Origin of the sequence: Rhizobium ruizarguesonis (assembly GCF_017357285.1) — a bacterium.
In the GTDB taxonomy this organism is placed as follows: Bacteria; Pseudomonadota; Alphaproteobacteria; order Rhizobiales; family Rhizobiaceae; genus Rhizobium; species Rhizobium ruizarguesonis.
In genome coordinates, this window is the sequence record NZ_CP071680.1 from 411,294 (window position 1) to 422,993 (window position 11,700).

At 62.6% G+C, this 11,700-nt stretch carries 10 protein-coding genes; 1 reads left to right on the forward strand and 9 read right to left on the reverse strand.

Features of this window, described 5'->3' with window-relative positions; translation table 11 throughout:
• Positions 1-5 precede the first annotated feature (5 nt).
• On the reverse strand, positions 6-1,031 hold the full coding sequence (locus tag J3P73_RS30005) for a sulfate ABC transporter substrate-binding protein (RefSeq protein ID WP_018071100.1): 1,026 nt from the start codon (positions 1,029-1,031) through the stop codon (positions 6-8).
• 364 nt (positions 1,032-1,395) lie between these two features.
• Here J3P73_RS30005 and J3P73_RS30010 point away from each other — a divergent pair, with 364 nt between their 5' ends.
• Positions 1,396-2,412, forward strand: coding sequence for a porin (locus J3P73_RS30010; protein WP_018071101.1), 1,017 nt, complete (start codon positions 1,396-1,398; stop codon positions 2,410-2,412).
• Positions 2,413-2,480: 68 nt separating this feature from the next.
• Here the strand turns inward: J3P73_RS30010 and J3P73_RS30015 are convergent, their stop codons facing one another.
• The 8 genes from J3P73_RS30015 to J3P73_RS30050 all read right to left on the reverse strand — a co-directional run bounded on the left by J3P73_RS30015 (position 2,481) and on the right by J3P73_RS30050 (position 11,250).
• Complete coding sequence (locus J3P73_RS30015) at positions 2,481-2,936, reverse strand: PTS sugar transporter subunit IIA (protein WP_018071102.1); 456 nt, start codon at positions 2,934-2,936, stop codon at positions 2,481-2,483.
• A gap of 57 nt (positions 2,937-2,993) precedes the next feature.
• Positions 2,994-3,686 carry a response regulator transcription factor gene (locus tag J3P73_RS30020; RefSeq protein ID WP_027690231.1) on the reverse strand — a complete coding sequence of 231 codons (693 nt, stop codon included), beginning with the start codon at positions 3,684-3,686 and terminating at the stop codon, positions 2,994-2,996.
• Positions 3,683-6,391: a sensor histidine kinase gene (locus tag J3P73_RS30025; protein WP_130772924.1), complete on the reverse strand. Its 2,709-nt coding sequence runs from the start codon at positions 6,389-6,391 to the stop codon at positions 3,683-3,685. Before J3P73_RS30025 ends, J3P73_RS30020 begins: the two co-directional genes overlap by 4 nt.
• Before the next feature lie 81 nt (positions 6,392-6,472).
• Complete coding sequence (gene kdpC, locus J3P73_RS30030) at positions 6,473-7,042, reverse strand: potassium-transporting ATPase subunit KdpC (protein WP_027690229.1); 570 nt, start codon at positions 7,040-7,042, stop codon at positions 6,473-6,475.
• 75 nt (positions 7,043-7,117) lie between these two features.
• Positions 7,118-9,178: a potassium-transporting ATPase subunit KdpB gene (gene kdpB, locus J3P73_RS30035; protein WP_018483394.1), complete on the reverse strand. Its 2,061-nt coding sequence runs from the start codon at positions 9,176-9,178 to the stop codon at positions 7,118-7,120.
• A 44-nt stretch (positions 9,179-9,222) separates the two neighbouring features.
• On the reverse strand, positions 9,223-9,378 hold the full coding sequence (locus J3P73_RS30040; protein WP_018071107.1) for a hypothetical protein: 156 nt from the start codon (positions 9,376-9,378) through the stop codon (positions 9,223-9,225).
• A 9-nt stretch (positions 9,379-9,387) separates the two neighbouring features.
• The gene (gene kdpA / locus J3P73_RS30045; protein ID WP_027690228.1) at positions 9,388-11,091 is read right to left on the reverse strand and encodes a potassium-transporting ATPase subunit KdpA; all 1,704 of its coding nucleotides are present in this window, start codon (positions 11,089-11,091) and stop codon (positions 9,388-9,390) included.
• A 69-nt stretch (positions 11,092-11,160) separates the two neighbouring features.
• Positions 11,161-11,250, reverse strand: coding sequence for a K(+)-transporting ATPase subunit F (locus J3P73_RS30050; protein ID WP_003547774.1), 90 nt, complete (start codon positions 11,248-11,250; stop codon positions 11,161-11,163).
• Between the last annotated feature and the right edge of the window lie 450 nt (positions 11,251-11,700).

The window sequence follows — 11,700 nt, forward strand, 5'->3', positions numbered from 1 at the left end:
GTCTATTATTGGGCCGGCTTGTAGATTTGGTCAAATACGCCGCCGTCGCCGAAGAATTTAGGCTGTGCGCTCTTCCAGCCGCCGAAGTCGTCGATGGTCGCCAGCGTCAGCTTCGGGAAGCGGGCGATGTCAGCCGGATCGGCAGCTTCCGGCTTGATCGGCCGATAGTAGTGCTTGGCGGCAATCTTCTGGCCTTCGTCCGAATAAAGGTAGTTGAGATAGGCTTCGGCGACCTTGCGCGTGCCCTTCTTGTCCACATTGCCGTCGACGATGGCCACTGGCGGGTCGGCGCGGATGGAGAAAGCCGGGGTCACGATCTCGAACTGGTCGGGACCGAGCTCTTTGAGCGAAAGATAGGCTTCGTTTTCCCAGGCGAGCAGCACATCGCCGAGGCCGCGCTGGACGAAGGTGGTCGTGGCGCCGCGAGCGCCGGTGTCGAGAACCGGGACGTGCTGAAGCAGCTTGGAAACGTAATCCTGCGCCTTGGCTTCGTCGCCGCCATTCGCCTGCTTGGCCCAGGCCCAGGCGGCAAGGAAGTTCCAGCGGGCGCCGCCCGATGTCTTCGGGTTCGGGGTGATGACCTGCACGTCGTCCTTGACCAGGTCGCCCCAATCCTTGATGCCTTTCGGGTTGCCCTTGCGGACGAGGAAGACGATCGTCGACGTATAAGGCGTCGAATTGTTGGGGAACTTGGTCTTCCAGTCGGCCGGGATCTTGCCGGTCGCCTTGGCGATGGCGTCGATATCGCCTTCGAGGGCAAGCGTCACGACGTCGGCGTCGAGGCCGTCGATGACGGAGCGGGCCTGGGCGCCGGAACCGCCATGCGAAGCCTGGATCGTCACCGTTTCACCGCTGTCCTTTTGCCACTTGGCGGCAAAGGCGGCATTGAAATCCTTATATAATTCGCGAGTCGGATCGTAGGAAACGTTAAGCAGCGTCTGATCCGCGAACGCCGGAGCAATGCTTCCGATCGCGAAGCTACCTGCCATCACCGCCGCCGCGAGGAGCCGGGTGAGCCGTTGTGTCTGCATGGGGAACCCTCCTGTTTTCTGTCTAAACTCTATCAAGTCAGTCGTATAATGAAACAAAGGTTCTTCCCGTTCCGGCATGGCTGTTAGAATGCCATTCCATTTAACAGGCAATTTGGAAATGGACGTGCCGAAGTTGGCCGCGGCCAATTGGCCGCCATGCCGTACCGCCGCAGAGTAGTCGTGTTTTTTTGGCCACAGTTCCTCCACGAAAACGACATGGTACTGCTGATTTTTGCCAAGATTTTGCCGCGATGGCACTTGCGGATTCCTATATGGCCTCCGTTGCGGTCGTATTCGCCGACCCAACGCGGGGGCAACCCTTGAAGTGCGCCTCGCATTCCAAACCTGTTAAGGGCCATTCAAAATGAATATCAGAACTATCCTTTTTGCCTCCGTTGCCGCCCTTGCCGCGGCCTCCGGAGCCCGCGCAGCCGACGCCATCGTGGCGGCGGAACCCGAGCCCGTGGAATATGTTCGCGTTTGCGACGCCTACGGTACCGGCTATTTTTATATTCCGGGGACGGAAACATGCCTTTCGATCGGCGGTTACATTCGTACCGAAGTGCGTTTCGGTGACCATATTTCCGGCGATTCCGACGTAGACTTCTGGACTCGCGGTCAGGTCACCTTCCAGGCCAAGAACGACACCGAGTATGGCACGCTCACCGGCGTCATCACGTTGCGTTACAATGTCGACGATGCCTCGGACCAGGAAGCATTGCTCGATGAGGGCTACATCGATATCGCCGGTTTCCGCGTCGGTATGCTGTACAGCTGGTGGGACGACGACATGAGCGGCGAGACCGATACGCTCGCCAGCAACGAGACGAACCACAACTCGATCCGTTATCAGTACGAGAATGGCGCTTTCGCAGCCGGCATCTCGGTCGACGAGTTGGAAGAAGACTACGCCACCAAGCCGGGCGACGGCCCGAACAACTATGGTGTCGCAGGCCAGGTCTCCTACAAGGCCGGCGCCATCAGCGCTTACCTGCTTGCCGGTTATGACACCGACACCAGCGAAGTCGCTGTCCGCGGTATCGTCTATGCCGACATCGGCCCGGGCACGCTCGGCATTGCCGGCGTATGGGCAAGCGGCGCCAACTACTACTACGAAGAGTCCGAATGGACGATCGCAGCAGAGTATGCCTTGAAGATCAACGACAAGTGGAAGGTCACTCCCGGCTTCCAGTACTTCGAAAACATCGCTCTCGAGGCTGACGGCAACGGCTTCACCGGCGGCAGCGCCTATACCACCGGTGTCACCATCGACTACCAGATCGTCGATGATCTGCGTACGAAGCTCAGCGTGCAATATCACGATGAGGACGAAGGCGACGACGACGTGTTCGGCTTCCTGCGCTTCCAGCGCGATTTTTAAGACAGTCTGATTGCAGACGAGAGGGCGCGACCTTCGGGCCGCGCCTTTTTTAATTTAGAACAATGCCGTCACCCCCGTGAATCGGCGATGAAATCGGAATAGAATTCGTCGACCGTCCTTGCCTTTCGCATGGCGGCAAGCACACCATCCGATTGCAGCCGCCTGGCGATGGCGGAAAGCACGTTCAGATATTCGCCGCGATTGTTTTCTCCGAAGAGCAGCACGAAGGCGATGTCGGTCGGGATATCGTCGATCGCCTCGAAATCCAGCGGCTGGGCGAAGCGGAGGAGAAGGCCGCGCGGGCTGGTCATGCTGTCGATTGCCGCATGCGGGATGGCGATACCGTTGCCGATGCCGGTGGAGCCGAGCTTCTCACGCGCTTCGAGCGCCTTCAGGATGGTCTGGCCGTCGACGGAGAAAGCCTTGGCGGCCTTGTCGGCGATGGTCTGCAGCGCGCGCCATTTGGTCGGCGCCGACACGCCGATGAAGGTGTGTTCCGGCCGGATGATGTTGGGAAGGTTCATGTCATTCTCGATGCTGTTCGGGCTCGATACTGTTCGGGCAGCGGGAGGGAAGGGAGGTCAGTCCGGTTCCCTGAGCCGGTAGCCGACGCCGGTCTCGGTGGTGATATAGTGCGGCTGGTCCGGAAGCTGCTCGACCTTTTGCCGCAGCTGCCTGATATAGACGCGCAGATACTGCACGTCAGCCGCCGGCCCCCATACCTGCTTTAGAAGAAACTGGTGTGTCAGCACCTTGCCGGCATGCTGGGCGAGCACGCGCAGGATGTCGTATTCCTTCGGCGACAGCTTTATTTCCGTGCCGTCGATCTTGACGATGCGCTTGACAAGATCGATCGACAGTCCGCCGGTCTGGAAGATCGCCTTTTCGCCCTGCTGCTGCAGGCGGTGGCGCAGCGCCACGCGGATGCGAGCGCCGAGCTCGTTGATGCCGAAGGGCTTGGTGACGTAATCGTCGGCCCCGCTTTCCAGCGCCTTGACGATACCGGCCTCGTCGGTGCGGCTGGACAGAATGACGACGGGCATGGAAAGCCCTTCGTCGCGCCACTCCTGCAAGAGGTCATGCCCGGGCGTGTCGGGCAGGCCGAGGTCAAGCACGATGAGATCGGGCATGTCATCGGCGACCGACTGCCGGGCGGCGCTGGCGTTTGGCGCCTCGCGCACCTCGTAGCCCTGCGCGTTCAGGCCGACGCGAAGCAGCTTGCGGATCGGAGGCTCGTCGTCGACGACGAGGATTTTGACGGCTGAACCGGTCATTTGAGTTCATCCAGTTTCGGAATGTCGTTGGGTTTCGGCAGGCGGATGGTGAAGACGGCGCCCGGACGGCCCGTTCGGTTGCCGGCGGTGATCGTGCCGCCCATCGCCTCGATGAAGCCGCGGCAGATGGAAAGGCCAAGCCCTGTGCCGGCGCGCACCTGATCGCCCTTGCGCACGCGGTAGAAGGTATCGAAGACGCGGTTAAGATCGGCCGGCGGAATACCCGGGCCTTCGTCCGAGACCTGCACGACGACGTTGTCGGCATCGGCCCAGCCCTCGATGTGGATGACCGATCCCTCGGGCGCGTATTTCGCCGCATTGTCGAGCAGGTTGAACATCACCTGCTCGAAGAGAACAGGATCGACGCGCACCATCGGCAGGTCGGCGGGAATGCTCATCTCGGCCTTGTGGTGATCGAGGATTTTTGCGGCCCGGCGCAGCGCGCTGCCGACGATGTCTCCGGCATAATGCAGCGCGGAGTTCGGCTCCATCGCGCCGGACTCGATCTTGGTCATGTCGAGCAGGTTGGCGATGAAGCGGTTGAGGCGTTCGGATTCGTCGACGACGGTCGAGAGCAGATCGGCGCGATCCTCCTCCGACATCGAGGCGAAATAATCGCGTAGCGTGCCGGCGGCGCCGAGGATGGCGGCAAGCGGTGTCTTCAGGTCATGCGAGATCGAAGTCAGCAGCGCCGAGCGCAGCCGGTCGGCTTCGGCCCCAAGTCTTGCCCGGTCGACATCGGCGACAAGCTGGATGCGTTCGATGGCAAGGGCCGCCTGGTCTGCCAGCGCATCGAGCAGCCGCTGTTGCTCCGGCGTCAGCAGCGGCCCGTCGCGGCGGTCGCTGTCGAGGCCGATGACGCCGACGGCGGTGCGCCCGGTTCTGAGCGGCACGTAGAGGCGCTTGGCGCCGGGCAGGGTGTCGGCGCCACGGCCGGCGGCGTGATTGTGTTCCCAGGCCCAGCGGGCGGCGGCGATATCGGCATCGTCGAGCGTGTCGTCGGGCGGATAACCGGCCTTGACCGCAATGGTGCCGTCTTCCGGCAGCAGCAGCACGACGCGGACCTTCAGCATCGAGGCGAGCTGGAAGGCGGTCGCCCAGAGCACGTCGTCGAGCGTGCCGGTGCCGGCGAGCTTTTTCGAGAAGAGATAGAGGTCTTCGGTCGTGCGCGCCCGCTGGCGGGCGGCGGCGGCCTGGCGCTGCACGGTTGCGGTCAGGTTGCTGGCGATGATCGCCACGCCCAGGAAGAAGAACAGGGCAAGCACGCTTTCCGGATCGCTGATCGTCAACGTGTAGCGCGGCGGCAGGAAGAAGAAGTTGAAGGACAGCGCGCTGAGGATGCAGCTGTAAAGGGCCGGCCGCAGGCCGTGGAGGACGGCCGAAGTCAGCACCGCCATCAGGAAGACGAGGGCGAGGTTGCGCACGTCGAGCACCTGGTCGAGCACGACGCTAACGCCGAGCGCGATAGCGACATAGCCGGTTGCCAGCAGGTAGGCCCTGAAATCCAGTGGCGGCGGGGTGACGGCGGCCTTGACGCCGCGCGTGGTGGTGCCGTCCTTCTCGTTGCCTGAAATGACGTGGACGCTGATCTCTCCGGCCCTGCGGATCAACTCGTCGGTGATCGAGCGGCTCCACCAGTCGCGCCATGTCGGCTTCTTCGGGGCGCCGATGACGATGTGGGTGACGTTATTGGCGGTGGCGTGACCGACGAGCTCTTCGGCGACCTCGCGGCCGGGAAGGGTGATCGCCTCGCCGCCGAGCTGCTCGGCAAGGCGCAGCGTCGATGCGACCGTGTCACGCTCGGCCTCGCTCAGATTGATCGAGCGGTTGGTCTCGATATAGACGGCGGCCCAGGGCGCGCGCAGGCGCGAGGCCATGCGGGCGGCGTAGCGCACCAGTGACGCTGAGCGCGGATGGTGGTCGACCGAGACGAGTACGCGCTCGCTCGCCGCCCAGGGGCCGGATATGGCATGGGCCTGCATATGGGTGAGCAACTGATCGTCGACGCGCTGGGCAGTTTTGCGCAGCGCGAGTTCCCTCAGCGCCGTCAGGTTGCCGGGGGTGAAGTAGTTGGTGAGCGCCCGCTCGGCCGTGCGCGCCATATAGACCTTGCCGTCATGCAGCCGCTTGATCAAATCATCCGGCGTCAGATCGATGATCTCGACGTCGTCGGCAAGGTCGATGATCGAGTCCGGCACCGTCTCGCGCACGCGGATGCGGGTAATCTGTGAAACGACGTCGTTCAGGCTCTCGACATGCTGAATGTTCAGCGTCGTATAGACGTCGACGCCGCGATCGAGCAATTCCTTGACGTCGAGGTAGCGCTTCGGATGGCGGCTGCCCTCGGCATTGGTGTGGGCGAGTTCGTCGACCAGCACGAGATCCGGCCGGCGGGCGAGGATGCCGTCGAGGTCCATTTCCTCGAGCGGCCGGCCCTTGTAGCTGATTTCGACGCGGGGGATGATCTCGAAGCCGGCGACGAGCGCCTCGGTCTCCTTGCGGCCGTGGGTTTCGACGACGCCGATGACGACATCGAGACCATCGGCGATCTTGGCGCGGCCGGAGACGAGCATCTCATAGGTCTTGCCGACACCGGGGGCGGCACCCAGAAAGATCTTCAGACGGCCGCGCGTTTCAGCCCGGGCTTTTTCGAGAAGCGCATCGGGCGAGGGCCTGCCGGCCTGGTCGCGATTGTCGTCTGGCATGCGTATGGTCTTTCTGCAAATGCCTGCCGGGGCGGGCGCTACCGCGGATGGGAATGAACGGGTGCGCCCAACCTGGCAGGGTCACTGAGTCATAGAAGCATCAAGGGTCTGGTTCAACGCCAGAACATTGACTGTAGGTTCGCCGAGAATGCCGAGTTCGCGGGCTTGAACGGCGCCGTCGACCAGTGCCTTGACCTTGGCTTCATCCATGCTGCGTGCCTTGGCGACGCGCGGTACCTGGAAATAGGCCGCTTCCGGCGAGATATGGGGGTCGAGGCCGCTGCCCGAAGCGGTGACGAGGTCGGCGGGGACTTCGGCCGTCGGGTTCGCCGCCTTGGCTGCCTCGTAATCACCCTTGACGCGGTCGATCAGCTTCTGGCTGGTCGGGCCGAGGTTAGAGCCGCTGGAGGCGGCCGCATTGTAGCCGTCGCCGGCGGCCGAAGGGCGGCCGTGGAAATACTTGTCGCTGGTGAAGGCCTGACCGATCAGCGTCGAGCCGATCACCTGGCCGTTCTTCTCGATCAGGCTGCCGTTCGCCTGGGTCGGGAAGAGGGCCTGGGCAGCACCCGTCATGGCGAGCGGATAGAGAAGGCCGGTTATGGCGGTGGTGGCGACGATCATCACGATTGCCGGACGAAGTTCTTTCAGCATTGTCTTACTCCTTGGAGTGTTCTTTTGCGAAGAGCTCCGGTTCCGATCCTCTCGGAACCGGGATGGCTCCAGGCCTTAGGCGAGGCCGAGGGCTGCGACAGCCATGTCGATCGCCTTGATGCCGATGAAGGGGACGATGATGCCGCCGGCACCATAAATCAGCAGGTTGCGCGACAGCAGCGCGCCGGCGCCGATCGGACGGTAGCGGACACCCTTCAATGACAGCGGGATCAGTGCGATGATGATCAGCGCATTGAAGATGATCGCCGAGAGGATGGCGCTTTGCGGCGTCGACAATCCCATGATGTTGAGCACGCCGAGCTGCGGGTAGAAGGTCAGGAACATCGCCGGGATGATGGCGAAGTACTTGGCAATGTCGTTGGCGATCGAAAACGTCGTCAGCGCGCCGCGCGTCATCAGGAGCTGCTTGCCGATCTCGACGATCTCGATGAGCTTCGTCGGATCGCTATCGAGATCGACCATGTTGCCGGCCTCGCGGGCGGCGACGGTGCCGGTGTTCATGGCGACGCCGACATCGGCCTGGGCAAGTGCGGGCGCATCGTTGGTGCCGTCGCCGCACATGGCGACAAGCTTGCCCTTCGACTGTTCCTCGCGCATCAGCGCCAGCTTCATCTCCGGCGTCGCCTGGGCGAGGAAGTCGTCGACGCCGGCTTCGGCTGCGATGGCGGCTGCCGTCAGCGGGTTATCGCCTGTGATCATCACGGTGCGGATGCCCATGCGACGCAGCTCGGTGAAGCGCTCGCGGATGCCGCCCTTGACGATATCCTTGAGCTGGATGACGCCGAGCAGCCTGCCGTCGCGGGCAACGGCCAGCGGCGTGCCGCCTGATTTGGCGACTTCGTCGGCGATCGACTGCAGTTCGCGCACGACCTCGCTGCCGTTTTTCGAGGATGAATCGCCATTGACATAGGTCAGCACGGCATCGACCGCACCCTTGCGGATCGAGGCTCCTTCGAGATCGACGCCGCTCATGCGGGTCTGGGCGGTGAAGGGCACGAAGGTTGCTTTCAGGCTTGCCATGTCGCGGCCGCGGATCGCGTATTTCTCCTTGGCGAGCACGACGATGGAACGGCCTTCCGGCGTTTCGTCGGCAAGCGAGGCGAGCTGGGCGGCATCGGCAAGATCCTGTTCGGAAACGCCGCGGACCGGACGGAAGGTCGTCGCCTGGCGATTGCCGAGCGTGATCGTGCCCGTCTTGTCGAGCAGCAGTGTGTCGACGTCGCCGGCGGCTTCGACCGCGCGGCCGGACATGGCGAGCACGTTGAAGCGGACGAGGCGGTCCATGCCGGCAATGCCGATTGCCGAGAGCAGTGCGCCGATCGTCGTCGGGATCAGGGTGACGAAGAGGGCGACGAGCACGATGATCGGGATCGAGCCGCCGGCATAGATGGCAAAGCTCGGGATCGTCGCGGTGGCAAGCACGAAGATCAGCGTCATGCCGGCGAGCAGGATGTTAAGCGCGATCTCGTTCGGCGTCTTCTGGCGTTCGGCGCCTTCGACGAGCGCAATCATCCGGTCGATGAAGGTCGAGCCGGCAGCCGCGGTGATGCGGACACGTATCCAGTCGGACAGCACCTGCGTGCCGCCGGTGACGGCCGAGCGGTCGCCGCCGGATTCGCGGATGACAGGGGCGGATTCGCCTGTTATCGCCGCTTCGTTGACGGAGGCCACACCTTCGATCACTTCGCCGTCCGAGGGGATGATGTCGCCGGCCTCGACCAGCACGAGATCGCCGACCTTGAGGCTGGTGCCCGGCACCATGCGGTAGCCACTGCCATTGTTGGCGGTGAGCAGCTTCGCCTGGGTTTCGGTGCGCGCCTTGCGCAGCGAATCCGCCTGCGCCTTGCCGCGGCCTTCGGCGACGGCTTCGGCGAAGTTGGCAAAGAGCACGGTGAACCAGAGCCAGAGATTGATCTGGAACGAGAAGCCGAGATTGCCGTTGCCTGCTACGAGATCGCGCAGGAAGAGGACGGTGGTCAGCACCGAGACCGTGGCCACGACGAACATGACCGGGTTTCTGGCAAGCGCGCGGGGGTTCAGCTTCTTGAAAGCGGCGCCCACGGCCGGAATGAGGATGCGACTATCCATGATACTCGCGGATTTTGCCTGGCTCATAAGAGACTCCAGCTTTGAAACGAGGGTGGCGAACCGGCGGCCGGTCAGCCCTGTAAGATCTTGAATGCGGCGACGATGACGAGGAGGCCTGCCATCATCACCAGGATGATGTCGGAGGCGCGGGCCGTCGGGCCATTCCCTCGTCCCGGCGCACCGGGACGAGGGTGGAAGGCGTTGCGAAGCCTGTGACGGAGGATCATGGCATCACCTCAGAAGGTCTGGCCGGCGATCATGACCAGGTGCTCGACGACAGGGCCGAGCGCGAGTGCCGGGAAGAAGGTCAGACCGCCGACGATCAGGATCGTGCCGACGAGAAGGCCGACGAAGAGCGGACCGTCCGTCGGGAAGGTGCCCGCCGAGGCTGGGACCGTCTTCTTGGCGATCAGCGAGCCGGCGATTGCAAGCGCCGGGATGATGACCAGGAAGCGGCCAGCGAGCATGCCGATGCCGAGAGTGATGTTGTACCAGGGCGTATTGCCGGTCAGGCCGCCGAATGCCGAGCCGTTGTTGGCCGCAGCCGACGTATAGGCATAGAGAATCTCGGAGAAACCGTGCGGGCCGGCGGTGCCGACGGAGGCGACGGCGGAAGGCAGCACGGTGGCGATCGCGGTGAAGACCAGCATGGCGAGCGGCAGGCAGAGGATGGCGAGAACGGCCATTTTCATTTCCTTCGCCTCGATCTTCTTGCCGAGATATTCCGGCGTGCGGCCGACCATCAGGCCGGCGACGAAGACGGCGACGATGATGAAGAGCAGGATGCCGTAGAAGCCCGCGCCGACACCGCCGACGATGATCTCGCCGAGCTGCATGTTGATTAGCGGGATCAGGCCGCCAAGCGCGGTAAAGCTGCCATGCATGGCATTGACCGCGCCGCAGGAGGCGGCCGTGGTAATGACCGCAAACAGCGATGACAGGGCGACGCCGAAGCGGACTTCCTTGCCTTCCATATTGCCGCCGCCAAGACCGAAGGCATGCATCAGCGGGTTGCCGGCAGCTTCAGCCCAATAGGTCACGATGACGCCTGCGACGAACAGCACGCCCATCGTGGCAAGGATCGCCCAGCCCTGGCGCTGGTTGCCGACCATGCGGCCGAAGACGTTGGTCAAAGCCGCGCCGATCGCGAAGATCGAGACCATCTGGATGAGATTGGAGATCGCGTCGGGATTTTCGAACGGATGGGCCGAATTGGCGTTGAAGAAGCCGCCGCCATTGGTGCCGAGCATCTTGATCGCAAGCTGCGAGGCGACGGGGCCGACGGCAATCGTCTGCTGCGCGCCTTCGAGCGTGGTCGCATTGACATAAGCGCCAAGCGTCTGCGGTACGCCGAGATAGACGTAGACGATGGTCAGCACGATGCAGATCGGCAGCAGGATGTAGAACGTGCCGCGGATCATATCGACCCAGAAATTGCCGATCGCCTTGCCCGACGCCCGTGCGAAGGCACGGATGAAGGCGACAGCGATCGCCATGCCGGTCGCGGCCGACAGGAAGTTCTGCACCGTGAAGCCGGCCATCTGGGTCAGATACGACATGGTGCTTTCGCCGCCGTAATTCTGCCAGTTGGTGTTGGTGGGAAAGCTGACGGCGGTGTTGAACGAAAGCTCCGGCGGGACGGCGGCCATGCCGGCCGGATTATAGGGCAGGACGTCCTGCAGGCGCAGGAGCGCGTAGAGGATAAGCACACCGAGCAGGTTGAACATCAGCATCGCGAAGGCATAGGAGGTCCAATGCTGCTCCTCGCGCTCGCTGGTGCCGGCAATGGCGTAAAGCCCCCGTTCGATCGGAACGAGGACCGGGGAGAGGAATGTGCGCTCGCCATTGTAGACACGCGTCATGTAACCGCCGAGCGGTTTGACGAGCACGAGGACGATCCCGCAGTAAAGCAGGATCTGAAGCCATCCGTTGAGGGTCATTTGGGGTAACTTTCAATTCCCGGCTGCTTCTCGGTCGCGGATGCGCGACCTCAGAAGCGCCAGTTCTCTTCAAAAGCGTTCTGGGCGAAGGAGAGCGTAGGTGAGGTAAACGGTGAGAAACACGGTTACGGCACCGCTCAAGACATAATCGAGGGTCATCGTCGTTTCTCCTGTCAAAGCCTGTCGCAGGCTCGGGTGTAGGCAAAGCACAGCGCAAAGAATATGATCGCCGTGCCAAGTAGAATGATATCCATCATGATCGTGACTCCTGTTGTTCTTCTTGGAGTCAGACAAGACAAAGGGCGCTGGGAGGCCGCCTTTCATGCTTTCTGGCGTGGAGATGATCTTTCGATCTCTCGGCCATGAATATGGAGCCGAAGCGCATAAAGGTTCGAGACGGACGACAGGCCATCTATATAAAAATCTTATAAATGCCCTTATGGGGCCGCTCGCCGTCGGATCAGGCTGGTGCAGGTTTCGGACGGGCCGCTGCCGTCACTGAGCCTCGGGAAGTACGAGTGAGCATTTTTTCATTTGTTGAGCAAAAGCCTTCGCAATCTGGTTGAATTGGGAAGGCTTCGGGCTTTATAGTCAGCTGCAACACTGCCC

Coding starts and splice junctions, on each gene's coding strand:
- J3P73_RS30025 (WP_130772924.1), bottom strand. CDS start 6,391: ATGCCAGACGACAATCGCGACCAGGCCGGCAGGCCCTCGCCCGATGCG.
- J3P73_RS30015 (WP_018071102.1), bottom strand. CDS start 2,936: ATGAACCTTCCCAACATCATCCGGCCGGAACACACCTTCATCGGCGTG.
- J3P73_RS30020 (WP_027690231.1), bottom strand. CDS start 3,686: ATGACCGGTTCAGCCGTCAAAATCCTCGTCGTCGACGACGAGCCTCCG.
- J3P73_RS30010 (WP_018071101.1), top strand. CDS start 1,396: ATGAATATCAGAACTATCCTTTTTGCCTCCGTTGCCGCCCTTGCCGCG.
- kdpA (WP_027690228.1), bottom strand. CDS start 11,091: ATGACCCTCAACGGATGGCTTCAGATCCTGCTTTACTGCGGGATCGTC.
- kdpB (WP_018483394.1), bottom strand. CDS start 9,178: ATGAGCCAGGCAAAATCCGCGAGTATCATGGATAGTCGCATCCTCATT.
- J3P73_RS30050 (WP_003547774.1), bottom strand. CDS start 11,250: ATGACCCTCGATTATGTCTTGAGCGGTGCCGTAACCGTGTTTCTCACC.
- kdpC (WP_027690229.1), bottom strand. CDS start 7,042: ATGCTGAAAGAACTTCGTCCGGCAATCGTGATGATCGTCGCCACCACC.
- J3P73_RS30040 (WP_018071107.1), bottom strand. CDS start 9,378: ATGATCCTCCGTCACAGGCTTCGCAACGCCTTCCACCCTCGTCCCGGT.
- J3P73_RS30005 (WP_018071100.1), bottom strand. CDS start 1,031: ATGCAGACACAACGGCTCACCCGGCTCCTCGCGGCGGCGGTGATGGCA.